This is a genomic window from Streptomyces sp. NPDC047061, from assembly GCF_040643955.1.
Classification (GTDB): Bacteria; Actinomycetota; Actinomycetes; order Streptomycetales; family Streptomycetaceae; genus Streptomyces.
In genome coordinates this window covers 1-25,006 of record NZ_JBEYVI010000069.1, presented here as the reverse complement: position 1 = coordinate 25,006, position 25,006 = coordinate 1, and the positions used below count along the sequence as shown (strand labels likewise).

The window sequence follows — 25,006 nt, the reverse complement described above, 5'->3', positions numbered from 1 at the left end:
CTGATGCATGATCTGCCCTCCAGAAGGGATGGTCTGGAGTGGCGCATCAGCAGAAGGTGGCCCTGGCGGGGTCGGCACACCTTGAGCTCGTCTCCGGGGTGGTTCAGCTGCGTCCCGAGGGCGCGATGTTCGACGCGATGTTGCGGGGCTGGCGGGCCCAGCAGAAGTCGCGGGGACTGAAAGACGAGACGATCGACCCGAGGGAACGGCTGATCCGCCGGTTCCTCGATTTCGCGAACGAGTACCCGTGGCAGTGGACGCCGGCCCACATGGACGAGTGGTCAGCCTCCCTGACGAGCGAGAAGCACTTGGCGCCATCCACGATCCGCAGCTACCAGGGCACGGTTCGGCTGTTCACCGAACTCCTCATCGACGCCCGCTACGGCTGGGGCCCGGCATGCGAAGAAGCCTTTGGTGCTTATCCGGTGGCCATCGCTCACGAGTGGAACACCCTCCCCCACCTGCAGGACTACGAGGGCGACCCGGAAGCGAGGCCGTTCACCCGAGAAGAACTGCAGCGGTTCCTCGACTACGCCGACGACCAGGTCGCACGCGCGGTGAAGTCCAAGCGCAAGGGAGCCCTCGCCGCCTACCGGGACGCCACCCTCTTCAAGGTCATCTACGGGTGGGGACTTCGCCGGACCGAGACGTCCAAGCTGGATGTGGTCGACTTCGGGCGGAACCCGAAGGCCCGCCAGTTCGGCCGGTACGGCACACTCAACGTCCGCTATGGCAAGGCGAAGAAGGGGCAGCCGCCGCGGCGGCGGAACGTGCTGTCGGTGATGGACTGGGCTGTCGAAGCGGTCGCCGACTACGTCGAGAACGTCCGCCCGCGGTTCGGGTTCCCCGACCATCCGGCCCTGTGGATCACCGAACGCGGGGGACGCCTGCAACCCAGTTCCATCAACGACCGGTTCGAGGCATACCGCGACGCCCTGAAGTTCCCGAAAGACCTAGTTCCACACTCAATCCGCCATTCATATGTCACACATTTGACCGAAGACGGAGTAGATAGGCGATTTATTCAACTTCTCTTGAGCCCTCAGCGGTGTGTCCACGACGTGCAGCACGAGGCCGGGGCGGGCGGAGATCTGTGTGGTGGAGGTGGTTATCTACCGCCGTCCATCACACAGATCTCCGGGAGGTTTGATGCTGGTGCAACGGGTGCTGATGCCCGACTCGCCGCTTGAGTCGTGGACGGTCCTCGGCGATGAGGGCGGCATAGTCGAGCCGATTGAGCGCTACCTGGCCTACCTGACCGACATCGAGCGGTCGCCGAACACGGTCAAGGCATACGCCCATGATCTGAAGGACTGGTTCGTCTTCCTCGACCGACGTGGTCTGGACTGGCGCGAGGTCCGGCTGGAGGACCTGGGCGAGTTCGTCGCCTGGCTCCGGCTGCCGCCCGCGGGCCGCGACGGTGGTGTCACGTTGCTGCCCTCGGCGGAACATCACTGCGGGGTGACCACGGTCAACCGGAAGCTGTCCGCGGTCAGCGGTCTGTACGTCTTCCACGCACGCCACGGTGTGGATCTCGGCGATCTCGTCACCGAGCTGCAGCCGGTCCGGGCCCGGCGCACGGGCTGGAAGCCGTTTTTGTATCACCTGGCCGGCGGCCAGCCCGAGCGTCGCCGCACGATCAAGCTGAAGACGCCCCGCATGCATCCGACGCTCCTGACCGCCGCCCAGGCCCAGGCGATCCTGGACGCCTGCGCCCGGCTGCGGGACCGGTTCTTGTTCGCGCTGCTGTGGGAGACCGGGATTCGGATCGGTGAAGCCCTGGGCCTGCGCCACGAGGATCTGGCCGTGGCAGAAGGCGAGTTGACCGTGATGCCGCGGGTCAACGACAACCGGGCTCGGGCCAAGTCCGCTTCTCCTCGCACCGTTCCCGTCGGTCCCGAGATCGTGCGGCTCTACGCCGACTACCTTCATGGTGAGTACGGCGACCTGGACAGCGACTACATGTTCGTCAACCTGTGGGGCGGCTCCTACGGGCGCCCGCTGACCTACCCGTCCGTCTATGACCTGGTGCTGCGGCTGCGGCGGGAGACCGGGTTCGACTTCGACCCGCACTGGTTCCGGCACACCCGGGCCACCCTGCTCCTGCGGCAAGGGGTGCCGATCGAAGTGGTCAGCACTTTGCTCGGACATTCCTCGATCGCCACCACGCATGATATTTACGGCCACTTGTCAGTGGAGGACGCCCGCCGAGCCCTGGAGGCCGCAGGATTCCTGACCGGCCGGGAGGTGCGCTGGTGAGCGACGCGCTGTCTGCCGCTCCGGCCCCCGGAGCCTGGCTGCTCGGCAAACTGATGGCCGCCGTCCGGCCGGAGTTCCGTGTGGACGTGTTCATCCCCGCCCCCGGGGAACTGATCTTCGATCTGGGTTCCTGCCGGGTCCCCGGATGTCCGCGCCAGCCCCGCACCCGCCAGCTCTGCAAGGGCCACTACTACCGCTGGCAGCGACGCGGGAAACCGGACGTCGAGGCGTTCATCGCAGACCCCGGGGCCGACCCGGTCGGCCGGTCGGAACTGACGGCCTGCGCCGTCGCCGGATGCCGCTTCGGGGCGGCTCGGCAGGGCTTGTGCGTGCGCCACCACGGCTTTTGGGAGCGAGCGGGCAAGCCCCACAAGAGGACGTGGGCGGCCGGCCTGCCGGCCGTCGAGGACACCGGCCGCCGGGTCTGCCGGCTGTCGTTCTGCACCTTGTGGGCCCAGGGGAAGTCGCCGTTCTGCCATAACCACAAGTCCCGTTGGTATGCCGTCGGCAGCCCCGAGATCGAGGAGTTCGTCCGCCGCTGTGAGGCCGCCGGGGACGACCGGTTCGACTTCCGGCCTCTGGAGGGGAAACGGCAGCTGCGGCTGGAGCTGCAATACGCGCTCCAGTGCCGTCACGACGAGCGGCAGGTCAACACCCACAGCTCGGCCGCTGCCCCGGTGATCCGGCTGGTCGCTGCCAGCGGCACCGCGTCGCTGCTGGAGTGGCCGATGGAGCGGTGGAGCGAGTACTACGCCGCTGGACGCGGCTCCAGCCACAGCCAGAACGGTCAGCTGGCCTTCCTGCGGTATGCGTACACGCACCTGGAGGACCTCGCCCACGGCAGCGGCTGGGAGAGCGAGTTCCCGCGCGACGTGTGGGAACTTCGCAGGCTCGGGATCGAGGGCACCCGGGCCCGGCTGCGGTTCGACCGCATCGTCCAGCCGTGGCTGCGCGAGCTGGCCAAACGGTTCGTGCGCTGGCGGCTGAGCCTCGGCCGCAGCGTCAACCAGGCCGTCGTGGACATCTTGGCCCTCAACCGGTTCTCCGGCTTCCTGGCCGATCCCCGCGTCGCCGCCGATGAGCTCACCCGCGTGGACCGGACCGTGCTGGAACGCTATCTCGCCGACTTGGCCCTGGACCCACGCTCAACTCATTCCCGCAGCCGGGACATCAGCTCGTTGAACGCCTTTTTCCACGCCCTGCGGCGCCACGGCTGGGACCAGAGCCTCTCGTCGAACGCAACCTTCTACCCCGACGACTTCCCCCGCCCTGACAAGCGGCTGCCCCGAGCTCTGGCCGAGCACGTGATGGCCCAGGTCGAACAGCCCGCCAACCTCGACCGCTGGCACACTCCCGACGGACGGGCGCTGACCTTGATCCTCATGCGCTGCGGGCTGCGGGTCGGTGATGCCTGCAACCTGGCCTTCGACTGCATCATCCGGGACGCCGACGGGGCCGCCTACCTGCGCTATCTCAACCGGAAGATGAAGCGCGAAGCCCTGGTCCCCATCGACGAGGAAGTCGAGGGCGAGATCGCCACCCAGCAGCAGTGTGTCCTTGAGCGTTGGCCCGGCGGCAGCCGGTGGCTGTTCCCGGCGCCACGGATGAACCCCGACGGTGCCCGGCCGCTGACCACGCACTCCTACCGAGGACAGCTCGCCCTCTGGCTGGAGCGGTGTGACGTCCGCGACGAACACGGCCGGGCAGTCCACCTGACGCCCCATCAATGGCGCCACACTTTTGGAACCAGGCTGATCAACAGGGACGTCCCGCAGGAAGTCGTACGTGTCCGTCTCGATCACTCCTCCGGCGAGATGACCGCCCACTATGCCCGGCTGCACGACACCACGGTCCGCCGGCGCTGGGAAAAGGCCCGCAAGGTCAACATCCAAGGAGAGAGCGTCACCGTCGATCCCGACGGTCCACTGGCCGAGGCCACCTGGGCCAAGCAGCGGCTCGGCCGTGTCACCCAGGCCCTCCCCAACGGCTACTGCGGCCTGCCAGTACAGAAGACGTGCCCGCATGCCAACGCTTGCCTGACATGCCCGATGTTCGTAACGACCCCTGAGTTCCTGCCGCAGCACCGCGAGCAACGACAACAACTGCTGCAGATCGTCTCCGCTGCCGAGGCCCGCGGGCAAGCGCGCGTAGTCGAGATGAACCGCCAAGTCCTCGGAAACCTGGAGAAGATCATCACTGGCTTGGAGTCCGACCCTGGACAGCAGCCGGAGGCGACCGCCGATGCGAGCTGACAACAGCCAACGTATCGTCGACGCCGCCCGCCGCCGCAGCGAGTACACCCGTGCCAAGGCCGTCCAGGCCCTCCGATCTCTCGATGCGGCGGGCGAGCCCGTCACCTTCGAGACCGTCGCGAAACGCGCCGGCGTCTCCCGGTCCTGGCTCTATGCCCAGTCGGACCTGCGAGCGGAGATCGAGCGACTGCGGGCAGTACAAGGCCGCGATCCCGCATCGCCCATCCCCGCACGCCAGCGCACCTCCGATGCTTCCTTGCTGCGGCGACTCGAAGCCGCCAACGCCCGCATCCGGCGCCTCACCGAGGAGAACCAGCGGCTCCGTGAGCAACTCGCCCGCGCACTCGGTGAACAGCGCACGGCGACGAATTGCACAGGCCCGCCGCGAGCGGGTGCGAGGAATCTTGGGGCTGTTTGATTTGATTTTCCCCACCCCGTGCTCGGCATTTCCCCGGACCTGCTCACCTTGGATCCCCACCCCGAGGTGCGGGAACTGTCTGGATGCGGTCGGCGGTGCGTCGTGATGGATGTTCCAGGGATCGCCTTGGTCGGAGATACAGGGCCTATCGGAAGGCGGCGATGTGGCGCTCCGCCCACGCCGCGAACGGGCGGGGCGCGTGGCCAAGCACCCGCTCGACGTCGGGGCTGATGCGCAACTCCACCTCGTTGGGCTCACCGAGGGCGGAGAGCGTCGTCTCCACCACCGGCTCGGGCATGGAGCCGAGCATCTTCTCCCGCGCCTTCGCGCGGGTCAGCTCGACGAACCCGATCGGCTCACCGAGCGCGTCCGCGATCGCCGCCACCTGCTGCCGGGGTGTGCTGAGCTCGGGCCCGGTCAGCTCGTAGATCTGGCCGGCGTGTCCGTCCTCGCGCAGCGCCGCGGCGGCGACCTCCGTGATGTCGGCCGGGTCAATGACGGGAATGCCGACGTCGGCGAACGGCGCGGCCACGGTCCGCTCGACGCGGACCGACTCCGCCCAGGCGAAGGCGTTGGAGGCGAAGCCGCCGGGCCGCAGGATCGTCCACTCGAGACCCGACCGCCGGACGCCCTCCTCGATGGCCCCCAGCACGCCGCCATGCGAGGCCGACTCCGGCCGGGACGCCACCCCCACCGAGGACAGCAGCACCACCCGCTGGACCCCGCCGGCCTTGGCCACGTCGAGGATGGCCGGCGTGTTCAGCAGGTGCGCGCTGGCGCCGCCGCTTTGAAGGAACAGCGCGTCAGCTCCGGCGAAAACGGGCCGAAGGCTCTCAGGATCGACCAGGTCCGCCTGCGTGTACTGAACGCTCTCCGGCACGTCCGCGTCCGAGATTCCCCGGGATGTCGCAGTCACCTCGGCACCGGCTGCCGCGAGGGCCTGCACGAGCGATCGGCCGACGTTACCGGTCGCACCCGTCACTACGAACATGAACAACTCCCGTGTCAATTCAGCATCGTTGTCACCGCCCGAGTGGGCGGGGCCGCCGCGGGGAGCTGCTCCCTGGGCGACACGGGGACGCTAACACCGTCGATATAGTAGGTACCTACAGGAAAGTGACTATCCCGAAGGGGGTGTCTATGGCCGGTGACACTGACTGGGTGGCAGCCGCTGCGACCGACCCGGAACTCGCCTGTCCGACCAGTGCGGTCGTGGACATCGTGTTCAGCCGGTGGACCACGCCGATCCTGTGGACTCTCCACATGCATGGCCGACAACGGTTCGTCGAGCTGGAACGACGGATCGGCACGATCACACCAAAGGTACTGACCCAGCGGCTGCGTCAGCTGGAACGCGACGGCATGGTCGTGCGTACGTACCACCCGGAGGTCCCCCCTCGGGTCGAGTACGAGATCAGCGACCTGGGCCGCAGCCTGGCCCCACTCTTCGCACACCTCGCCGAATGGGCTGCCGACAACCTGGACAAGGTCGAGCAGGCCCGGCACGACTACGACACCGTTCCACCCCGGTAGCGCGTCAGCGAGAGGGCTCGATCCTTGTCCGAACTTCCGCTACCTGGTTGATCCCGCAGGCAAGTGAGGTGAAGAGCCGGACTGGCGTTTTCACGGAGCTCCAACAGCAGTCCCAGGTCGGTAACGATCGCCCCGTGCTGAAAGGAGCAGCCGTGCCCTCATCCGCAACGTCACTTACATACGCCGCGACGAAAACACACTGGTCATGGGCCTGTCGAGGGAGCGAACTCAAGATAATTCAAGAGCAAGTCGGTCACGAGTGCGATAGCTCCACGGCCATCTACACGCACGTCAGCGACGACTTCATGAACACTGCCTTGAGCAAGGCCCTGGCCCCGGCGTTCGCCGGGGTCTGACGAGGAAGGACCCGATGATGGCCGCCAAGCTCGACTACCACTGGCACCTGCGCAAGGTCATGGCGGACCGCGGGATGTTCTCCACCACCGACCTCATCCCGCCGCTGAAGGAACGCGGCATCAGCCTGTCGTCGAGCCAGGTCTACCGGCTCGTCGTTGAGCGGCCCGAACGCCTCAGCCTGAAGATCCTCATGGCCCTGCTCGACATCCTCGACTGCACCATGGACGATCTCATCGAGCCCATCGCCGTGGCCGGCTCCGCAACGAAGCCGAAGAAGGCCGCCGCAGGCGGGGCTTCGGTCTCTGAAGGAGTCGGTGACCTGCGGCCCCGGCGGGCCCGGATCAGCGGAGTTGACCGGTGACCGGTCTTGCCAAGGAGGTCATCGCGGATCCGGTCGGCCTGGTCGTGCGGCTGATTGGGAACGTCGAAAAGCACCTTCCCGCCGAGCACGTCCGCGACATCGTCCTCACCGTCGTACGCGCACGAGCCGGTCGCCGCAGCCTCGCCCAGGCCCTGCACGACGACCCGTCGCTGCTGCGGACCGGACAACCACCAGCGCCCTACTGCGTCGCCAAACTGCTGATGGCCCTGAACGACGCCGGCGCCCAGAACGTCGCACTGCCCCGCTGCGGTGAGTGCGGACGCGCATGCCGCTACGTCGGCAGCAGCACCGGAGGACGGTGGGGATGCTCACCCTGCTTCGACAAGCCAGCTGTCTGCGCGGGCTGCCACGAAGAACGACGCGTCACCAGCCGGGACCCCCACGGCGAGCCCCGTTGTCAGAACTGCCCTGACACCGACGGCGATCCGCTGCGGGAACTCACCGAGCTGATCACGAATCTCGATCCCACCCTCCACACGGACGCGGTCCTGGCCGCGCTCGGCCGCGCCACCGTCCGGCCCGCCGGGCAGCGGCGCCTGGCCTGGGCCGTCGTCGCCCGCCCCGAGATGCTGACCAGGGCCGGTCACGAAGCCCCCACCCCGGCCGCACTGCGGTTCATCAATGAACTCGTCGAGGCCGGGGCGACCAAGGTCGTCCGGCCTGCCTGCCCGCGCTGCCACGAAGTGAAGGCGCTGTCCAAACTGCTGGAGGGCAAGAGGATCTGCCGAGCCTGCTTTGCCCGCCACGCAGCAGTTCCCTGCTCCGGCTGCGGCGCCGTGCGCGAGCCCGCCACCCGCGACGCCGAGGGCCGACCGCTGTGTCCGAACTGCATGATCAGACAGCCCGCGAACCTGGAGGAGTGCGTCGGCTGCCGCCGACGCATGCCCGTCGCGACCCGACTGCCCGACGGTCCCCGCTGCAACAACTGCCGGCCAAGGATCACCGCGGAGTGCGGCATCTGCGGACGAATGGCGGCCTGCGAGATGTCCCGGGCCACCGGCCAGCCGTGGTGCGAACGCTGCCAGCACCGATGGGTGACCTGCAGCGGCTGCGACTCCGTTGCCCAGGCCCGGGGCGGCAACTGGGAGGCGCCGTTGTGCGCGAAGTGCACCAACCCCGACCCCGACTTCTGGGGTCGCTGCCCGGTCTGCACCACCACCTGGCAGCTCAGCCCCCGCCCCTGCCAGCGATGCGTCCTCGACCAGCAAGTACGCGACCTCCTTGGTGATGGCACCGGGACCCTACGTCCTGAGCTCGCCCCGTTCCAGGAGGCGTTGACGAAAGCCGAGCGCCCGGACGTCGCCCTGGCCTGGATCTCCCGCTCGTAAGCACGAGATCTCCTGGAGCGCATAGGCCGTGACGAGCGGCCCGTCACCCACGAGGTCCTCGACGAACTACCCCCGGGCAAGGTGCTGGCTCACCTGCGCAGTGTCCTGGTTGCGACCGGCGCCCTCCCGCCCCGCGACGAACGGCTCATCGCTCTGGAGAAATGGATCACCACCACGGTCCAGGCCCGCACTGATCTCGCCGAGCGCCGGATCCTGCACGGCTACGCGGTCTGGCATCACATGCGCCGGCTCCGCCGGCGCATTGGCGACGATCACACCACCCGGCTCCAGGATTTGAACGTGCGCTGCCACATCACCGCGGCCGACAACTTCCTCACCTGGCTCACCGGTGAAGGGCTCACGCTGGGGACCTGCACCCAGCCGGACCTGGAACGATGGATGGCCGATCCCACGGTCAGCTACCGCGACGAGACCGGCCACTTCGTCCGCTGGTCGGTACAGCACCGACATGCCCGTGGCCTGACCTACGGCACTGTCCGCTGGACCGGCCCGCTCGGCACCATCGACAGCGAGAAACGCTGGGCTGACGCTCGCCGCCTTCTCAACGACGACACGCTGCCGACCCCGGACCGCGTCGCGGGACTGCTACTGATCCTCTACGCACAGAAGATCGCCACCATCAGCCAACTCACTGTCGATGACGTCCACTTCGACGGCGACACTGTCTCCATCACGTTCGGCACCTCGCCGGTGGTCCTGCCCGCGCCGTTGGCCAGCCTCTTCCGCGAGCTCGTCGCAACCCGCCGCGGCAAGGCCAAGATCGGCACTCCGGAGGACGTTCCCTGGCTGTTCCCGGGAGGACATCCAGGGCGCCCCCTCACCGACAGCCAGATCGGCATCCGTCTCCATAAGATCGGGATCCGACCGAAACAGGATCGCTCCACCGCGCTGTTCACTCTCGCGACCGAACTCCCCGCCGCGATCCTCGCCCGGATGCTCGGTGTCCACATCAAGGTCGCCGTCCAGTGGCAGCAGGCATCCGCAGGGGACTGGGCCGCCTACGCCGCCGACGTCAGTCGACGGACGAGGTCGACATGACACCCGTGGAGGGCCAGTCCAGAACAGTCAACTCAGGCCACTGCTCTCGCCACCGCGCTGCCTTGGCCTCATAAACCGCCCGTGGAGCCAGCACCGGGTTCGGCCGAACGACCAGGTTGAACACGTCCGAAAGACCATGAGGCGCATACACGCGCCACCGGCCGTCAGCCTCCAGCCGGACTCCCAGACAGCACGTTGTCGCAGCGAAACTGTCGATCGCCGCCTCAGTGGAGTCATACGGCGGACACGCCACTCCGAACTTGTCCTCATACCAGAGGTGAACGCGGGCCTCGTTCCGGATCTCAACCTCTGCCGGGAGGTCGGCGAAGACCTCCTTGCCAGTCTTGATCACGGCATCTTCTGCTTCCCAGGACAGATCGTCGGCGTCGAAGTAGAAGACGTCGTAGTCCTTGATGCCGCTGGTCGGTGGTCTGTCCGTGGCCACGTTCCACACGGTCTGGAACAGGCATCCCGCGGTCACATACCACCCAGGCAGACCCAACGTCGCAGTCCGCGCCAGCACCTCCGTCAACACGTCGTTACGCGATAGCACCGCACGCAGGGACTCGAGTTGCTCGTCGAGAGGGAGTCGGCTGATCACCATCCCTGCCTACCACAACTCGCCCAGGACCACGGCCGATCCACTTCGCGAAGTCTCTCCTTGCTGTTTCGACGACTTCGTGAGGTCGATCCCACCGAAAAACTCAGGCATCGTGAGCAGAACCAGCTGGGAAGCTGTCTTCGTGATGGACAAGGCCGGTGGGGTTCAAGGTCAGACGGTTCACCCGGGAAAGTACGCGCGCGTCGAGCGGGAACGGCGGTTCTTGCTGGCTGAAGCGCCGGCACCGTCAGCAGTGACAGTCACCCGGATGATCACCGACCGCTATCTGGTGGGAACGCGCCTGCGTCTGCGACGCGCCGAACGGTCAGACGGCGGCTGCGAACTCAAGCTCACCCAGAAGGTGCCGGTCGCTCGGACAGGCGCGATTCAGGGACTGATCACGAATACGTACCTGTCGCCAGCCGAGTACGACCTGCTCGCCTCGTTGCCGGCTGCAGTGCTGACCAAGACGCGTTTCAGCGTGCCTCCCTTGGGTGTCGACGTCTTCGACGGCCATCTGCAGGGCCTGGTCCTGGCGGAGGGCGAGTTCACCACCGACGAGGAGGCCCAGTCCTTTATGCCCCCTCCAGAGTGCGTGGCAGAGGTGACCGACGACGCCCGCTTCACCGGAGGCCGCCTCGTCAAGACCTCTCGCAAAGACCTGCTCCAGTGGCTGGCCGAGTACGGGCTCCGTCCAGCGGCTCCCTAGCAGCCGAAGCCTTGCGGGCCCAGTCATTCGGACAGTTCCAATACCCGACTCCACCATTTGGTACATCGGAGTCCGGCTTCGCCGAGGAAGTAGCGGCCAACGACGCGGTCGCGCGACTGGATTACCTGGAGGATATCTACCGGGACTGGAACAACGGTGGCGTCGCCTCCGGCGGGGCCGCCGAGCGGATCTCGGCCGAGTTCGAGCGAATCCGCCGCGAACTCGGCGACCTACCCGGCGTCGTCGCGTCGCCTGCCCGGCTGCGGACGATGCTGCGGCACCTGACCAAGACGCTGCACCCTGGGGTACTCAACGACTGCTTCTACCAAGCCGCCACCGCAGTCTGCCGCAAGCGCGCCAAGGCGCTCGGCCGCCCGGTGCCGCTGTACAACATGTGTCTGAACTGCCCCAACGCCCGCCGGTCGGCAGTGCACTTGCCCCGGCTCACTACCGCACGCGACCAGGCCCTGACGGTGCTCGACATGCCCAAGAAGGAACGTGAGGCCCTGCCCCGGCTGCAGGTGATCGCCCTGACCGACTACGCCACCGAACTCGGCGAACTCATCCAGAGCATCACTACGGACGACATCAAGGAAGGCGTGGGGTCGGAGTGAACGACGAGACACGGCTGCGCATCCGGCACACCTTCGACCGGCTCTCGACCAGCGGCAGAGTGCTCACCGGCATCGACCGCGCGCTGGTGGAGGCGTTCGAGCGGCTGATGCACGGGCTGCCCGAACTCACCGACGGCAAGATCACGATTGTGAACCTGTGCACCGAGGCCGGCGTCTCCCGCGCCTCCTACTACCGCTCGCCAGTAGCACAGGCGGTGAGGGAGATCCTGGAGGCACCGCAGACCCGCCGCCCGGAACCGGAGGAGCTGCGGGCGGAGGTGTCCCGGCTGAAGAAGGCGGAGCGTGAGCTTCGCAGCGAGCATGCCGCCGAGGTCCGCGAGCTGAAGGGCACCGTGGCCACGTACGCCAACCAGATCCAGGTGCTGGCCTTGCGCAACGCCGAACTGGAGACCCAGAACGCCCGTCTCCTCGAACGGCTGCGGCAGTCCGGCGTCAACGTTGCGGTCCTGCCGGCCCCGAGCCCTGCCCCGCCCTGACGGGCGCGTCACCTGCCAGTTCGCGCGGCCTCCAGCAGTGGGACTCATGTGTCGCGCGCCAGGCATATGCGTCCTGCCACGGGGGACTCGACCCTCCCCTGAACGAGATGGATGGGCGTTTGTCCTGGCGGAGCACGGTCCGGGCGAGTGGGTATGCGAGCAATCTGGTGATGCGCGAGTCGGACGAGACGGCCGCCGGCGGCCCGATTGGGGCCCGCCTGGCCGCCTGGCGCCGCCACCGGGAACTGACCCGGGGTGACCTTGCCTCCCGCACCGGCCTGGAGCTCGATTACCTCGCCGGACTGGAGACCGGCCGGGAGTGGGTGGACCGCCGCGGCCGGCTGGCGGTGCTGGCCACCGCCTTGCGGTTGGATGTTACGAACCTGACTGGGCAGCCCTACCCGCCGCGCGGACATGAGCACGCGGCGGTGCGGGCGGGTCGCCTTCCACCTGCGGCGCCGCCTGGTCCGCCGACAACCGCCGGGGCGTGCGGTTCAGGAACGGGGCGGCAGGGTGGCGGCGTCGGTGCGGGAGAGGACCAGGTCGCTCATCTCGGTGACGGCCCCGTGGCACCGCACCGCCGGCGCGGGCCTGGCGAGGGCGGCCGGGTAGCTGGCCGCGGCGTAGTCGTTGGCCAGCCGGTAGATGTGGAAGCCGTGCTCGCGCAGGGGTCCGAGGACGTCGTCGACGGCGTGGCCCTGCTTGGCCAGCAGCCTGGGGGTGACCTCGATGACCAGCTCGGCGTCGTGGCGCAGCCGGGGCAGGAGCGGGGCGAGCCCGCGCACGGCCGCCGCCTCTCCGCCCTCGACGTCGAGTTTGATCAGACGGGCGGCGGTGAGTTCGTCCTGGGTGAGCAGGTGCGGCAGCGGGGCCGTGCCGGCTTCGAAGGAGGCTTCCACGGTGCGCGGGCGGACGGCGGTGGTGCCGCCCAGGTTGGTGGAGCGCTCCAGGTAGAAGGTCTTCCGTCCCGGGGTGTCGGAGACGGCTGCGTTGACGGTGCGGACGTTGTGGCACCCGTTGGCCGCGAGGTTGGCGGTCAGCGCCTGGTGGAAGACGGGGGACGGCTCGATGGCGACGACACGGCCGGAGGGTCCTACGAGCCGGGAGGCCAGCACCGTGAAGTAGCCGGTGTGTGCGCCCGCGTCCACCACCAGGTCTCCCGGGGTGAGGCGGGCGCGCATCCAGGCAGTCAGGTGCGGCTCCCACGTGCCGAATAGCCACAGGTAGCGCTGGATGACGTCGCTGGTGACCGCAGGGAAGACCGCGCTGTCGCGGGTGCGGGCGGTCGCGGTGAGCGGGTGGTGCTTGAGGTGGTCGCTCAGCCGGGCGGCCAGCTGTGGCTTGCCGAGACGGCCGGGCGCGTACCGCACGTACCCGCGCAGGGCACGCAGCAGGGGCGGAGGGATCACGGATGGCCTCCCGGGTGAGGGTACGGCCGATCCGGCCGCGCGGTGGGGATGAGGGTGGCAGGCTGGGCGCAGGAGTCCCAGCGGGTGATGGAGGAGCACGGGTGAAGGCGGCAGGCTGGGAGAGCGGGCCGGTGGTGTATCTGCTGGTCGGGCTGACCGGGTCGGGCAAGACCACATACGCCAGGCGGCGGCTGGAGTCGGCCGGGGCGGTGCGGCTGTCCGTGGACGAGCGGGTGCACGCCCGGCACGGCCGCTACGGCGTGGACTACCCGGAGCGGGACTACTTCGCCCTGGAGACGCCGGTGGTCGCCGAGGTCCGCGAGGAGCTGGTCGAGCGGGTCGCTGCCGGGCAGGACATCGTGCTGGACCACGGACTGTGGACACGTGCCGCCCGCAACGAGTGGAAGAAGCTCGTCGAGGAGGCGGGCGGCCGGTGGCGGCTGCTGTACTTCCCCGTCCCCCGTGAGGAGCTGCTTCGCCGCCTGGAAGAGCGCAATGGGCGGGAGGACGCCAACGCGCTGACCATCTCGGAGTCGGCGCTGGACGACTTCTACGCCCGGTTCGAGCCTCCTCACGACGAGGGTGAGGAGATCATCGAGCCCGGTTCCTTCTGACCAGCGGTAGGCGCCGGGGGCCGCCAGGTGGTGACCAGTCGCGTCGCTTCCGCGGCCCACCAGCCGGGAATCGTCTACACCGAGACGGGCCGGAGGTTCAGGCGCGGGGAGTCGACGGCGATCCGGCCGCTGTGCCGCTGGAGGTGGTCCAGCAGGCGCCGGGCTTCGGCGAGCCGGGCCGGGGAGGCGGTCTTCCAGGTGCCGTCCGCCGAGTGCTCCGCCCGCCGCTCGACGTCCCGTCTCACGCCGTCACGCCACTTGAAGTGGTGGACCACGACCGGGGGCCGGTTGGCGGGGCGGTGGCCCTCGGCGCGGTGGTTGCCGGAGGCCACCGGGACGCTGGAGTGGGCGAGCACGATCTTGCGGGGGTCGCCGCGCAGCAGGTGGTGGGTGAGGAAGCCGCCGAGCGGATAGGCCGCGTCCAGGCCCTGCTCCGGGTCCCAGCCGGTCAGGGCTCCGTCGGCGGTGACGCGGTCGAGCATCAGCCCGCGCACTGTGCCGGTGCCCGACTGCTCCGCCTCGGCCAGGATCTCGGCGAGCGGGGCGGGGTAGGCGTGGAACTCGTCGGAGTCGGCGAGCAGGTGCCACCCGGCGCCGGCGTGCTCGCGCAGGGTGTCCCGCAGCTGGGGGTTGGTGTGCTCGTGCCACGGCCCGCAGCTCACTGCGGCGGGGACGATCCCGAGTTCGCGGCAGGTGGCCTGCACCTGGTGACGCCGCTCCGGCTCGACGTGTTCGGGAAAGTGGAGGGCGAGGTGGAACCGCTCGATGCCGAGGGTGCGGTAGTGGTGCACCCAGGCGGTCAGCAGGGCGGGCTCGACGGGGCCGACGACGGCGATCAGCGGGGGCAGGGCGGGCAGGTACGGCTCCTTCAGCGTGGTGAGGAAGGCGGTCTGTTCGGCGGCCGTGGGCACGCCGAGGTCGGCGGCCTCGCACCCGGTGGGTCTCGGTAGCGGGGACCAGGCAAGGTCACGCAGGAGGTCGGCCAGGGCGGCGCCGTCGCCGGTCGGGAAGAGGCGGGTCCAGTCCTGCCCGGCCAGTGCCTTGGTCAGGTGTGGGTCGTGCTCGGAGAGGATCAGCGGGACGCCCAGGCGTACGGCGTCGATGACGAGCCCGGACTCCTTGCCCACCCCGGGTCGGCGGGCCACGAGCGTGGCGTCACAGGCAGCGTAGACGGCGCGGATCTGGGCCTCGCTCGCCGGGCCGGGCACGGTGTGCAGCCGAACGTGGGGCAGGGCGCCCCACCGGTGAAGCACCTTGTGGTCGAGCGGGCTGCCAGCAACCAGCAGGTGCACGGGGACGTCGAGCCGGGCCAGGGCGGCGTCGACGACGCCCGTGTCCTTGTACGGCCACCAGCCGCCGACCAGGCACACGGCCGCCTCGGCGGCCGGGATGCCGAAGTCCTCCCGGGCCTGGCGCCGTTCGGCGTCGGTGAGCCGGTCGCCGGGGTCTGCGACGGCGAACGGCCGCACCGCGACCGGCAGCCGGGGGAAGCAGGTGGTCAGCTCGTCGCGTACGGCGTCGGCGGGGGTGAGTACCCGCACCCGCCGACGCCGCGGCGGGTCAGGCGATCGGCCAGCCGCAGCACGGTGTCCTCGGTGGTGACGAGCTCGTGGACGAAACGGGTGTGCGGCCCGCCGAGCAGTCCGGCGGCGCCGTGCAGGGCCTCGCTGGCGCTGAGCACCACCACCGTGGCCGCGGCGCCCGCGAGGCGGTGGCCGGCGCGGACGCAGGCGGCCTCGGTCAGGCAGCGGGCGACCAGCGTGACCTGGTGCGGGAAGCGCCGTACGGGCGCGGGCCAGCGGCGGGAGGCGAACGCCCGCCGTCCGGCCGCGGCAAGCACCGCGGCGGCGGTGCCAGCCGCCGCGAGCATGGCGGGCACCGCCCCGGCGGGGCCGGTGACCCGGGCCCCGGCCGCGGTCAGGGAGACCCGGGTCTCGGCGGCGATGCCGTACGGGGTGACCACCAGTGTGTTGCCGTGCGCGGTCGCGAGCGCGGTCAGGGTGCGGTGGCGGTGCCCGCCGAGACGGTGGGCGCCTGGCTCGACGAGCACCAGGGGCGCGGGGGTCATCCGGCGATGGCCTGTTCGCCGTGCCCGGCGGTGAACCGGGCGTACAGCCATCCGGGGTCGTTGAGCTTGTCGAACCGGGCCGGGACGCGGGCCGCTTCGCGGGCGAAGGCAACGCCCTCGTGGGCCCCGGAGACGGCGAACTGGGCGAACTCGCCCTCGCCGCCGGCCGTCCAGGCGGCGATCCGTTCGGCCGCCTCGGCGTCGTCCATGCCGTACTCGCTGCCGCGGGACAGCATCGCGCACTCGCGGAAACCGGCCTTCCAGGCGTGATACGGGGACTGGTTGATCCTGGTGGTGCCGGCGAGGTCCGCCACGAACTCGGTGCGGCCCGGCAGCGCGGCCAGCACGTCTACGGCCTCGCCGAGCTGTCGCAGGGCCGAGCGGCGGATCAGCTTCAGTCCGCCGTAGCCGTAGATGAGCCCGTTGAGCGGGTTGCGGGCCCGCCACACCCGCATCGACACCCCCTCCGCCAGCGGCTCGACGGTGGGGAGGGCGAACTCGGTGGCGATGACGAGGTCGGCGTCCGCGAGCAGGAACTGCTCGGCGTCCACCACTTCGGCGGCCAGCCGGTAGGCCCGGCGCATCCCCTGCACCCCGTGCAGCCGCTTGACCTTCACCCCCAGCACCCGCTGGAGGCGGGCGTGGAGCCTGTCGGCGAGCGGCTCGTCGTACGACAGCATCACCGCGTCGAACAGCCCGGTCATCGCAGGGCCTCCAGGTAGCGGGCCGCCACCGCGGGCGGCGTGAACTCGGAGGTGGCGGCGTGCGCACGCTTGGCGTGCACCCGGTAGAACTCGGTGTCCGTGGCGAGCCGGGCGGCGATGGCGATGGCCTGGTCGGCGGTGTGGAAGAGGAGGTCGTCGTCGATGTGCTCGGCCAGCCAGCCGGTGCGCGGGGCGATGACGGGCAGGCCCATGCCCTGGCAGTCGATCACGGACATGGACCAGGGGCAGCCCGCGCGGAACGGCGCGATCCCGAAGTGCGCGCCGGCCAGCAGGTTGCGGTAGCGGACGCGGTCGCCCCGGTCGCAGGCGAGGGTGACCCCGTCGAGGGCGGCGAGTTCGTCCCGGTGCTGTTCGGGGCTCGGGTCGAGCCGGACGCGCTCCGGGCTGCGCTGGCCGAACAGGTCCATCACCGTCAGCCGCACGGGGGCCTCGGTCACGAGGCGGCGGGCCAGGGCGGTGAACTGGGCGGTGCCGTAGTGCGCGTAGAGCCGGTGGTTGTAGACGGCGACAGCCTCCCCGTCCGGCACCACCACGTCGGCTGGGTCGCGGAGAAGGCGTTCATCGCGCGGGGCGGGTACGACGTGCAACTTCTCTGCGAGGTCCACGCCCATCCGCGCGGCGGCGGCCGTCGTCCAGGACGCGGCGGTGGAGGAGTGGACCAGGACGCGGTCGCACGCCGCGAGCCCGGCGGCGAAGGCCAGCAGCACGCTCCGGCCGAGTCCGCCGTCGTCCAGCGACGGGTCCAGCGTCAGGTTCCCGTCGTCGGCGAAGGAGAACGGCAGGTAGTGGCAGTACCCGGCGATCAGTGCGTCCGTCCCTGCTTCCAGCAGTGCGGCCCGGATCGCCGGGGCGGCCTCGACTTGGTTGGCCACCACCACCTCCGGCCGCGTGCGGCGGATGAGGTCGACCAGGCCGTTAAGGCCCGGGTCGAAGCGGGCCCGGTACTTCGTGGTCGGCGCCGTGGTGGGCTCGAAGCCCACTCGGGCGTCCCCGGCCGCGACCGGGGCGGCCACGGTCACTTCGGCTCCGGTATCGGTCAGGGCTGGGGCGAGCAGGTCGGCGAAGGTGAAGCCGGAGTCCGCCGACAGCCGGTTCGGGTTGGAGACGTTGAGCAGGTACAGCAGGCGCATCGCGCATCCCCTCTCGCCGGCCGCGGGGGTCGAACCGGGCCGGTGTGGGAAGGAAACCTGCGGCGAGGAGGGCGACAGAATGGTGAACTGTCCTCACTCACGGTTCACTCACGCACTCAACTGGCCGATGGAGCGGGGGCTTTGATGGACGCGCAGGGCGACGCGGTCACCGTGGAACAAACTGCGGCAGACTTCGCGGCCGAGGTCGCCTACTGGCGCGAGGTACGCGGGATGGCGAAGAAGGCCCTCGCCGAGCTGATGGCCTTCCACCCCTCCTACGTCAGCCACGTGGAGTCCGGGCGGCACAAGCCGACCGAGGACTTCGCCCGCCGCGCGGACGAGACGCTGAACGCAGGAAAGGCCATTTGGCGCAGGTGGTGCGACTATGAGACGGCCAAGGCCCGGGAGGCCAAGGCGGCCACCACCGCCGTGCCTGCGCCGCGGAGGAGCGAGCAGCCGTACGCCACCGGCTCGGCGATTGTCGTCGAGCACGACGCGGCCCGTCTCGACTACGACGGCCGCCTGTACCGGCTCACCATGCGTCGCCTGCTGCGTAACACCGGAGCCGATCCCATCACCCGCTACCTGATCCGCATCTCGGTCGACCGCTACCCGGGTGACCCGGAACGCTCCAACGCGCACTACCGGGCCCACCCGTTGACCTGGGAGGAACTCGCGCTCACAGCGACCTGCCGCGGGGAGGCGATGCGCTGGCAGGCCAAGCACGACCGGGACGCTTTCAAGGAGCTGTGGCTGCTGTTCGACAACGACCAGGGCCGCTTCCCGCTTTACCCCGGCGATTCGGTGTGGATCGAGTATGCGTACACCGTCAGCGACACCAAGTGGGGTCGCTGGTTCCAGCGGGCCGTCAGGTTGCCCACCGAGCACCTGGAGGCGGAGCTGGCCTTCCCGGCCGCGCTCGATCCGGTGGTGTGGGGCACCGAGACCTCGATGTCCGCCGAGGCGTCCCCGCTTCGCTCCGCCCCCGGTCGGCGCGAGGAGGACGGGATGCGCGTCTTCACCTGGTCGACCACCCAGCCGGTGCTGCACGCTCGCTATCGTCTGGAATGGAGATTCCGGGCCCGGCCCGAACAGGATGCGATGTCAGGGGAGTTCAGGTGATCGAGGTGCGGCCCAGTCAGCAGATGCGCGATCTGGGGGTCGTCCAGCAGGGCGCTCCTGTCCTTGCCGAACCGGCCCGTCTCTTCGAGCTGCCTGCCGAGCGTGAGGCTGCCGAGCAGGCCGTGGAGATGCTGTTCGCCTCGATCGAGCGCATCGCCCGCGTCCACACCTTCGCCAAGGGGATGGGTATCGCCGCCCCGCAGATCGGCATCGGTCGGGCGGCGGCCGTCGTCCAGCCCGCCGAGGAAGGCGCGGGCGCCATCGTGCTGCTCAACCCCCGCATCACCGCCGCCTCCGACGAGAGTGACGAGCAGTACGAGGGCTGCTTGTCGTTCTTCGACGTCCGCGGCATGGTCCCCCGCCCCCTGCGGATCACCGTCGAGACCACCGCGCTCGACGGCACCACCGTGACCACGGTCTACGAGCGGGGGCTTGCCCGGCTCATCGCCCACGAGATCGACCACCTCGACGGCCATCTGTACCTGCACCGGATGCGGCCCGGCGTCGACCCCATCCCCGTCGAGCAGTACCGGCAGACCGGCCGGTCCTGGGCGTACGACTCCTGACCCCGGAACCGCCGGTGACGACCGTGGAGGACCTGGACGCCGAGGACCCGGCCACCTGGGACGACCTGTTCGTCCGTGCCATCGACGAACGGCCCGTGCAGTTGGTCAGGCCCGCCGACACCGACCGCCCGACCTGGGCTGCGTACGACGGCGGAACCTACTTGGGGACCGTCTCCGCAGAGCCGGACGGCGGCCGACCGCTGTGGCGCGTGCAGACCACCCGCGAGGCCCACCGCGAACTCGCCGACGCCGTCCGCGCCCTGCGCCGCCCGGCGTCCTAGCCGCGCTAGCGCGAGCAGGTCGCCCGCTGGGCTCGACGCCTGCTCGCCGACGATTCGGCCCTGGTGGTATTCAAGCAGGGCAGCGGTGGCATACTGAAAGGGGTCGGCCCCCTGGGGTACGGAAGACGTAGCGCCGGGAACCCCCGCCGGATGACGGGAGCCCGGCGTTCGCGCCGTTCAGGGACTCTTCAGCGTGCTTCCACGTTCAGCAGCGTGACCAGCGGTCCCTCCGGAGCCACCGGAGCTCAGAACTGGCCGTCGCCGTCGAGCCATCACGGCAGCTGCCCCTCAGCAGCCCGGAGGACGTTTCACCCTGCTGAGGGGTCGGGGGCCCGCAGCGTGCATGTGCGGCAAGCCCCGCGAGTACGTCGTCCTGGAGCTGTCCCGCCCCACCTGGCGGCAATTTACCCCGACCGGCTGCCGCAGGTCGTCGCACGCCGCCACACTGTGGGGAACGGTTTCGCGACAACTCGCTGGCGGGGGACGCATGCACGACGACGCTGCGATGAGAAGTGGTCCCACGGGGGGCCGGGCGGACGGCATGCTCAGTGTGCTGCTCGACATCGCTCCCGACCCCGAGCTGGACCCGGAGGCGTTGGAACGACTGGCACGCCATCTGCGGGCCGAGATCGCTGAATTGGACGTCGAATCGGTCCGTCCCAGACTCGGCGGCACGGCTCCCGCGGGTGCGAAGGGCACTGATGCGGTCACGCTGGGAGCCGTCGTTGTGGCGCTGAGCGCGTCCGGCGGCGTGTTCACCGCGCTCGTCGAGACCCTGCGCGACTGGCTGGGCCGATCCTCCGCCCGGCACCGCGTCTCGCTGACCATCGACGGCGACACGATCGAACTGGAGCGAGCCACAACCGCCGAGCGGCGCGACCTGATCGACGCGTACATCCGTCGCCACACAGGTGGCTAGCCGTGGGACGCCGCCTGGCGCTATTGATCGCCACCTACGATTACCAGGACACCGGACTGCAGCAGCTGACCGCCCCGGCGCACGACGCTGAGGCGCTCGCCGCGGTGCTACGGAACCCGGACATCGCCGGGTTCGAGGTCACTACGCTGGTTAATGAGCCGCACCACCTCGTCGGCGAGGCCATCGGTGACTTCTACCGCGACCGGCGTCGCGACGACTTGGCCCTGCTGTACTTCACCGGCCACGGCCTCAAGGATGATGACGGCCGGCTGTACCTGGCGATGACCAACACGCGCCGCGACAGCCTCCTGTTCACCGCGCTGTCCGCCGAGCAGATCGATCAGGCCATGTCCGGCTGCATGTCCCGGCAGAAGGTGCTGATCCTGGACTGCTGCTACAGCGGTGCATTTCCAGCTGGGCGCCTCGCCAAGGGCGACACCGCCGTGCACGCGCTGGAGCGGTTCCAGGGCCGCGGCCGCACCGTGCTGACCGCCTCCGACGCCACCCAGTACTCGTTCGAGGGCAACCAGCCGCGCGGCCAGGCGGTGCAGTCGGTGTTCACCCGGCACCTGGTGGCGGGCCTGCGTGACGGCAGCGCCGATCTCGACGGCGATGGCGACATCACCCTCGACGAGCTCTACAGCTACGTCCATGACCGGGTCGTGGACGAAATGCCCCAGCAGCGGCCGAAGAAGCAGGACAACGTCGAGGGCCGCATCGTCATCGCCCGCAACATCAACTGGACTCTGCCGACCCACCTGCGCAATGCGCTCCGCAGCCCGATCGCCGACGACCGGCTCGCCTCCCTGGACGGGCTCGCCCACCTGCACCGGATCGGCAACGACACCGTACGCAACCAGACCCTAGAGGAGATCCATCGCCTCACTGGCGACGACAGCAGACTCGTGTCAGCCGCAGCTATCGCGCGCCTGCAGTCCATCCTTCCCCACCACCCTGACCTCCCTCACGAATCGCCGGGCGGTGCGGCACCCGACGCGGCGGAGTCGGTGACCAAGACGACGACGCCCGTCCTTCGCCCCAGTCCAGCACCCCCGCCCCAGCCCGGCAGCCAGGGCCTCGCCACCACCCCGGCAGGCAGCAGCTCGTCACCGGTGGTTCAGCCCACCTCTACCATCGGGCAGCTTCCGCCAGTCTCACCCACCGCCCCGCCGCCCGACACGCCAGGACGATCCAAACCCGATGTCACGCTGCCCGCAGCCCGGCCGACCGAACCCGGCCTTCCTGCTTCGACCGGGCTCGCCCCGACGACTTCCGCCGCCATCCCAGCGACATCCGGCACCGCCCCACACGCTGCCGACCAGCAGCAGGCGACGCAGAGCCCATCCGCGAAACACCCCCCGACCCGGTATCTCGCCCGCCGCCGTCTCCTGCTCACCCTGGGCGCCATCGGTCTGTCCACCACCGCCACCTACCTCCTTGTCGGCGACACCTCAGCTGTGGCCTACACCCTCACCGGCAACAACCGATACGTCCGGTCAGTGACGTTCAGCCCGGACGGCAAGATCCTGGCTGCGGGCAGTTTCGACCACACAGTGCGGCTGTGGGACGTAGCCACCCGCAAGCAGCTCGGTACCCTCACTGATCGGAGTTTCTTGGTCAACTCGGTGGCGTTCAGCCCGAACGGCAAGACCCTGGCTGCGGGCGGCAATTTGGAGATACGGCTGTGGGACATAGCCACCCGCAACCTGCTCGGCCCGCCCCTCACCGGCAGCGGGGACGTGCCCATGGTGGCGTTCAGCCCGGACGGCAAGATCCTGGCCTCGACCAGTTACAACCAGGGCAGCCCGGTGAGGTTGTGGGACGTCGCCACCCGCAAGCAGCTCAGCCCACCCCTCGCCGCCGGCAGCAAGGGCGTGACCACGGTGGCGTTCAGCCCGGACGGCAAGACCCTCGCCTCGGGCGGCGAGGGCGGCACGGTGAGGTTGTGGGACGTCGCCACCCGCAAGCAGCTCGGTACCCTCACTGATCGGAGTCTCTGGGTGAACTCGGTGGCGTTCAGCCCGGACGGCAAGACCCTCGCCTCGGCCAATAGCGACGAGGAGGGCGGCACGGTGAGGTTGTGGGACGTCGCCACCCGCAAGCAGCTCAGCCCACCCCTCGCCGCCGGCAGCAAGGGCGTGACCACGGTGGCGTTCAGCCCGGACGGCATGACCCTCGCCTCGGGCGGCGGGGACAGTGCGGTGAGGCTGTGGGACGTAGCCACCCGCAAGCAGCTCAGACCACCCCTCACCGGCCACTCGAAAGGCGTTAACTCGGTGGCGTTCAGCCCGGACGGCAAGACCCTCGCCTCGGGCGGCAACGACGGCACGGTACGGCTGTGGAGGGTCACCAGCTCTTATTAGAGGATGTCGCGCCCGCCATCGCCGGGCATGGACCCCTGGCACGCCAAACAGCGGTGAAAATTCAGCGCCCTGAAGCCCTTAAGGTCACAGTTCTCGGAACCCGTTCTCACTCAAAAGTGGGTCGGGCCCCCTTCTGAGACTTGCATTGTGCGAATGATCTGTCATGCGGCCAGGCAGCAGTGTGGTGTTGAGACACTTCCGGGTTGAGACAGGTTGACAGGCCGCATAACTGCCGCGGACACCCAGGCACACCAGGCTGGCCGTTCGGTGCCGGCGTCGTGCAGGTGCTGTTCGGCCGCGTCCAGGGCGCGCAGTACGGCCGTGCGCTCGCCGCGGTCGTGACGGGCGGAGAGGGTACGGGCCAGGCGCAGTTGGAGAAGGCAGCGGGCTGCCGGGTTCTCGGCGCGGGTCAGGGCGTGCTGGAGGATGTGGGCCGAGGTGGTGTGGTCGCCGCGCCAGGCGGCCTGGTAGGCGAGGTCGCCGAGGAGCCCGGCGCCCAGGTCGTGGTCGCCGGCGGCATGGGCGTTGTGCAGTCCGGCGATCCAGTGCTGGCTGGCGTCGGTGTGACGGCCGAGGTCGAAGCGGTGCCAGGCGACCGTCTGGGAGAGGGACGCCGCCAGGGTGTGCAGGCGCAGCCTGAGGGCGGGCGTGCAGCGGCTGTGCTCGAGGAGTTCGGTCACGGTGGCCAGGTGGGCGTCCAGCAGGGCGGGGGTGTGCTGGCGTTGCTCGGTGGGGAGAGCGGCCAGGTGCTGGGTGGAGGTCTCCAGGAAGGTGACGAGGTCCTCGCTGGCCGGCTTCCCGTCCTGCGTCTGGGCGAGTACGTCGGGAGAACTGCCTGCCCAGTCCGCCGCCAGGGCGGACAGGGCGGTGCCGGTGATCGTCAGGAAGGTTCGGCGTTCCATCGCTGTTCGCAGGGCCTCTCTCAGAGCGGGCACGGAGCTGTGGGGGCCAAGAGGCACTACGCCGTTGGCGGTGAGTGGCAGCCAGTTCGGCCAGTCGTCGGCGCGGACGATGTCTGCGGGCCAGCCGAGGGCTTCGGCGATGTAGATCTGGGATTCGTCGCTGGGTCTCACGCCGCGCTGCCACTTGCGCACCCGGGCTACGTCCGTGCCTGACCGCAGGCCACGCTGGGCGGCCGCGTTATGGATGCTGGCCACGAGATCGTCCATCGTCTTGCCGGCCGCGAGGCGCGCAACTACGAGCGGGTGCTGGGTGGTTGCTTGCACGCCTTCAGTCAATCACTGAGCGCACAGGGTTGGTGACTCCTTGGTGGAGATGGGGCCCCTCCGGGACCCCCTCAATCCGTCGACGGGCTCGAACGGTTGAGCCAATCTCGGATCTGAAGCGCTGCCGGACTGTCCGGCTGAGAGAGCGGAGGACCCATGGACGAGAGCACGGCACCCCTGGCGCCGGTTCTGCACAGCGTCGACGCCGACACGGTCACCCTCGGCAGCTCCGACGAGGGCTACCGCGAAGAGATCGGCTGGGAGCGGTACTGACCCCCGCCCCCTGAAGTCCCCTCTCGCTCCCGGTGCCGAGGAGCGGGGGTGCATGACCGGCCCCGCCGCCCGGCGGCCGCCGGAGCAGCAGACGAGAGGAAGAAACGATCATGATCGAGATCATCGTGACCCCCCAGCTCCCGGTTCTGGTGTCGGCCGACGCCGACGAGGTCACCCTCGGCCGGCAGAACGAGAACGACGCCGACAAGTCGAACTACTTCGAGTGATCCACCCGCTCGGCCCGGGGCGGCGCGGCACAGGCCGCGCCGCCCCCGCGGATCAGGTGAACAGAAAGGACAAG

The 25,006-nt window shown here is 69.5% G+C and carries 25 protein-coding genes and 1 pseudogene; 18 read left to right on the top strand and 8 right to left on the bottom strand.

What is annotated here, in order from left to right; all coding sequences use genetic code 11:
* The first annotated feature begins 38 nt into the window (after window positions 1-38).
* Genes ABZ887_RS48240 through ABZ887_RS48225 form a run of 4 tightly spaced genes read left to right on the top strand, consistent with a single transcriptional unit; the run spans window position 39 to window position 4,929 of the window.
* Window positions 39-1,190, top strand: coding sequence for a tyrosine-type recombinase/integrase (locus ABZ887_RS48240; protein WP_361305559.1), 1,152 nt, complete (start codon window positions 39-41; stop codon window positions 1,188-1,190).
* Window positions 1,096-2,259 carry a tyrosine-type recombinase/integrase gene (locus ABZ887_RS48235; RefSeq protein ID WP_361305557.1) on the top strand — a complete coding sequence of 388 codons (1,164 nt, stop codon included), beginning with the start codon at window positions 1,096-1,098 and terminating at the stop codon, window positions 2,257-2,259. The genes ABZ887_RS48240 and ABZ887_RS48235 overlap by 95 nt, the downstream gene beginning before the upstream one ends.
* Window positions 2,256-4,511, top strand: coding sequence for a tyrosine-type recombinase/integrase (locus ABZ887_RS48230; protein ID WP_361305556.1), 2,256 nt, complete (start codon window positions 2,256-2,258; stop codon window positions 4,509-4,511). The genes ABZ887_RS48235 and ABZ887_RS48230 overlap by 4 nt, the downstream gene beginning before the upstream one ends.
* The gene (locus ABZ887_RS48225; protein WP_361305554.1) at window positions 4,501-4,929 is read left to right on the top strand and encodes a DUF6262 family protein; all 429 of its coding nucleotides are present in this window, start codon (window positions 4,501-4,503) and stop codon (window positions 4,927-4,929) included. Before ABZ887_RS48230 ends, ABZ887_RS48225 begins: the two co-directional genes overlap by 11 nt.
* 145 nt (window positions 4,930-5,074) lie before the next feature.
* Here the strand turns inward: ABZ887_RS48225 and ABZ887_RS48220 are convergent, their stop codons facing one another.
* Entirely contained in the window at window positions 5,075-5,920 is an 846-nt protein-coding gene (locus tag ABZ887_RS48220) for an NAD(P)H-binding protein (RefSeq protein ID WP_361305552.1), read from the bottom strand.
* A 149-nt stretch (window positions 5,921-6,069) separates the two neighbouring features.
* Here ABZ887_RS48220 and ABZ887_RS48215 point away from each other — a divergent pair, with 149 nt between their 5' ends.
* From ABZ887_RS48215 to ABZ887_RS48200, 4 genes are all read left to right on the top strand, one after another.
* The gene (locus ABZ887_RS48215; protein WP_361305550.1) at window positions 6,070-6,462 is read left to right on the top strand and encodes a helix-turn-helix domain-containing protein; all 393 of its coding nucleotides are present in this window, start codon (window positions 6,070-6,072) and stop codon (window positions 6,460-6,462) included.
* Between the two features lie 370 nt (window positions 6,463-6,832).
* Window positions 6,833-7,180 (top strand): helix-turn-helix transcriptional regulator, encoded by a 348-nt coding sequence (locus tag ABZ887_RS48210; protein WP_361305548.1) that lies wholly within the window; start codon window positions 6,833-6,835, stop codon window positions 7,178-7,180.
* Window positions 7,177-8,529, top strand: coding sequence for a hypothetical protein (locus ABZ887_RS48205; RefSeq protein ID WP_361305546.1), 1,353 nt, complete (start codon window positions 7,177-7,179; stop codon window positions 8,527-8,529). The genes ABZ887_RS48210 and ABZ887_RS48205 overlap by 4 nt, the downstream gene beginning before the upstream one ends.
* Window positions 8,530-8,610: 81 nt before the next feature.
* Window positions 8,611-9,588, top strand: coding sequence for a hypothetical protein (locus ABZ887_RS48200; protein WP_361305544.1), 978 nt, complete (start codon window positions 8,611-8,613; stop codon window positions 9,586-9,588).
* Here the strand turns inward: ABZ887_RS48200 and ABZ887_RS48195 are convergent.
* Complete coding sequence (locus ABZ887_RS48195) at window positions 9,563-10,189, bottom strand: nucleotidyltransferase family protein (protein WP_361305585.1); 627 nt, start codon at window positions 10,187-10,189, stop codon at window positions 9,563-9,565. The two genes, ABZ887_RS48200 and ABZ887_RS48195, sit on opposite strands and share 26 nt — an antisense overlap.
* Window positions 10,190-10,301: 112 nt before the next feature.
* Here ABZ887_RS48195 and ABZ887_RS48190 point away from each other — a divergent pair, with 112 nt between their 5' ends.
* The 4 genes and pseudogenes from ABZ887_RS48190 to ABZ887_RS48175 form a co-directional block, all read left to right on the top strand.
* The gene (locus ABZ887_RS48190; protein ID WP_361305542.1) at window positions 10,302-10,898 is read left to right on the top strand and encodes a hypothetical protein; all 597 of its coding nucleotides are present in this window, start codon (window positions 10,302-10,304) and stop codon (window positions 10,896-10,898) included.
* An 11-nt stretch (window positions 10,899-10,909) separates the two neighbouring features.
* On the top strand, window positions 10,910-11,512 hold the full coding sequence (locus tag ABZ887_RS48185) for a hypothetical protein (protein ID WP_361305540.1): 603 nt from the start codon (window positions 10,910-10,912) through the stop codon (window positions 11,510-11,512).
* Complete coding sequence (locus tag ABZ887_RS48180) at window positions 11,509-12,009, top strand: hypothetical protein (protein ID WP_361305538.1); 501 nt, start codon at window positions 11,509-11,511, stop codon at window positions 12,007-12,009. Before ABZ887_RS48185 ends, ABZ887_RS48180 begins: the two co-directional genes overlap by 4 nt.
* A 107-nt stretch (window positions 12,010-12,116) precedes the next feature.
* Window positions 12,117-12,326 (top strand): annotated as a pseudogene (locus tag ABZ887_RS48175) (hypothetical protein); the annotation flags it as partial.
* Window positions 12,327-12,503: 177 nt separating this feature from the next.
* Here ABZ887_RS48175 and ABZ887_RS48170 read toward each other — a convergent pair.
* Window positions 12,504-13,418 (bottom strand): FkbM family methyltransferase, encoded by a 915-nt coding sequence (locus ABZ887_RS48170; RefSeq protein ID WP_361305536.1) that lies wholly within the window; start codon window positions 13,416-13,418, stop codon window positions 12,504-12,506.
* Window positions 13,419-13,519: 101 nt separating this feature from the next.
* On the opposite strand from ABZ887_RS48170, the gene ABZ887_RS48165 reads away from it, so the two are divergent.
* Window positions 13,520-14,032, top strand: a complete 513-nt coding sequence (locus ABZ887_RS48165) for an ATP-binding protein (RefSeq protein ID WP_361305534.1) — start codon at window positions 13,520-13,522, stop codon at window positions 14,030-14,032.
* Window positions 14,033-14,106: 74 nt separating this feature from the next.
* Here ABZ887_RS48165 and ABZ887_RS48160 read toward each other — a convergent pair whose 3' ends face one another.
* From ABZ887_RS48160 to ABZ887_RS48145, 4 genes are read right to left on the bottom strand one after another with little or no spacing between them, the layout of a single operon-like run.
* Window positions 14,107-15,573, bottom strand: coding sequence for a glycosyltransferase family 2 protein (locus tag ABZ887_RS48160; protein WP_361305532.1), 1,467 nt, complete (start codon window positions 15,571-15,573; stop codon window positions 14,107-14,109).
* A complete protein-coding gene (locus ABZ887_RS48155) occupies window positions 15,531-16,100 on the bottom strand; it encodes a hypothetical protein (protein WP_361305530.1) in 570 nt (189 codons plus the stop codon). The genes ABZ887_RS48160 and ABZ887_RS48155 overlap by 43 nt, the downstream gene beginning before the upstream one ends.
* Window positions 16,097-16,804, bottom strand: coding sequence for a hypothetical protein (locus ABZ887_RS48150; protein ID WP_361305528.1), 708 nt, complete (start codon window positions 16,802-16,804; stop codon window positions 16,097-16,099). The genes ABZ887_RS48155 and ABZ887_RS48150 overlap by 4 nt, the downstream gene beginning before the upstream one ends.
* The gene (locus ABZ887_RS48145) at window positions 16,801-17,955 is read right to left on the bottom strand and encodes a glycosyltransferase family 1 protein (RefSeq protein ID WP_361305526.1); all 1,155 of its coding nucleotides are present in this window, start codon (window positions 17,953-17,955) and stop codon (window positions 16,801-16,803) included. Before ABZ887_RS48145 ends, ABZ887_RS48150 begins: the two co-directional genes overlap by 4 nt.
* A gap of 144 nt (window positions 17,956-18,099) precedes the next feature.
* Between ABZ887_RS48145 and ABZ887_RS48140 the strand changes: the two genes are divergently transcribed.
* The 5 genes from ABZ887_RS48140 (at window position 18,100) to ABZ887_RS48120 (ending at window position 23,206) form a co-directional block, all read left to right on the top strand.
* Window positions 18,100-19,077, top strand: a complete 978-nt coding sequence (locus tag ABZ887_RS48140; protein WP_361305524.1) for a helix-turn-helix transcriptional regulator — start codon at window positions 18,100-18,102, stop codon at window positions 19,075-19,077.
* Between the two features lie 23 nt (window positions 19,078-19,100).
* On the top strand, window positions 19,101-19,643 hold the full coding sequence (locus ABZ887_RS48135; RefSeq protein ID WP_361305522.1) for a peptide deformylase: 543 nt from the start codon (window positions 19,101-19,103) through the stop codon (window positions 19,641-19,643).
* A 14-nt stretch (window positions 19,644-19,657) separates the two neighbouring features.
* A complete protein-coding gene (locus tag ABZ887_RS48130) occupies window positions 19,658-19,924 on the top strand; it encodes a hypothetical protein (protein ID WP_361305520.1) in 267 nt (88 codons plus the stop codon).
* A gap of 505 nt (window positions 19,925-20,429) precedes the next feature.
* Window positions 20,430-20,843, top strand: coding sequence for a hypothetical protein (locus ABZ887_RS48125; RefSeq protein WP_361305518.1), 414 nt, complete (start codon window positions 20,430-20,432; stop codon window positions 20,841-20,843).
* 2 nt (window positions 20,844-20,845) lie between these two features.
* Window positions 20,846-23,206 carry a caspase family protein gene (locus ABZ887_RS48120; protein ID WP_361305516.1) on the top strand — a complete coding sequence of 787 codons (2,361 nt, stop codon included), beginning with the start codon at window positions 20,846-20,848 and terminating at the stop codon, window positions 23,204-23,206.
* A gap of 161 nt (window positions 23,207-23,367) precedes the next feature.
* On the opposite strand, the gene ABZ887_RS48115 is transcribed toward ABZ887_RS48120, so the two are convergent.
* The gene (locus ABZ887_RS48115; protein ID WP_361305514.1) at window positions 23,368-24,363 is read right to left on the bottom strand and encodes a hypothetical protein; all 996 of its coding nucleotides are present in this window, start codon (window positions 24,361-24,363) and stop codon (window positions 23,368-23,370) included.
* Window positions 24,364-25,006: the final 643 nt, after the last annotated feature.

Bases quoted from the DNA above. Each gene is read 5' to 3' on its own strand.
- ABZ887_RS48225 (WP_361305554.1), top strand. From the start codon at position 4,501: ATGCGAGCTGACAACAGCCAACGTATCGTCGACGCCGCCCGCCGCCGC.
- ABZ887_RS48220 (WP_361305552.1), bottom strand. From the start codon at position 5,920: ATGTTCGTAGTGACGGGTGCGACCGGTAACGTCGGCCGATCGCTCGTG.
- ABZ887_RS48215 (WP_361305550.1), top strand. From the start codon at position 6,070: ATGGCCGGTGACACTGACTGGGTGGCAGCCGCTGCGACCGACCCGGAA.
- ABZ887_RS48210 (WP_361305548.1), top strand. From the start codon at position 6,833: ATGATGGCCGCCAAGCTCGACTACCACTGGCACCTGCGCAAGGTCATG.
- ABZ887_RS48155 (WP_361305530.1), bottom strand. From the start codon at position 16,100: ATGACCCCCGCGCCCCTGGTGCTCGTCGAGCCAGGCGCCCACCGTCTC.
- ABZ887_RS48150 (WP_361305528.1), bottom strand. From the start codon at position 16,804: ATGACCGGGCTGTTCGACGCGGTGATGCTGTCGTACGACGAGCCGCTC.
- ABZ887_RS48145 (WP_361305526.1), bottom strand. From the start codon at position 17,955: ATGCGCCTGCTGTACCTGCTCAACGTCTCCAACCCGAACCGGCTGTCG.
- ABZ887_RS48140 (WP_361305524.1), top strand. From the start codon at position 18,100: ATGGACGCGCAGGGCGACGCGGTCACCGTGGAACAAACTGCGGCAGAC.
- ABZ887_RS48135 (WP_361305522.1), top strand. From the start codon at position 19,101: ATGCGCGATCTGGGGGTCGTCCAGCAGGGCGCTCCTGTCCTTGCCGAA.
- ABZ887_RS48125 (WP_361305518.1), top strand. From the start codon at position 20,430: ATGAGAAGTGGTCCCACGGGGGGCCGGGCGGACGGCATGCTCAGTGTG.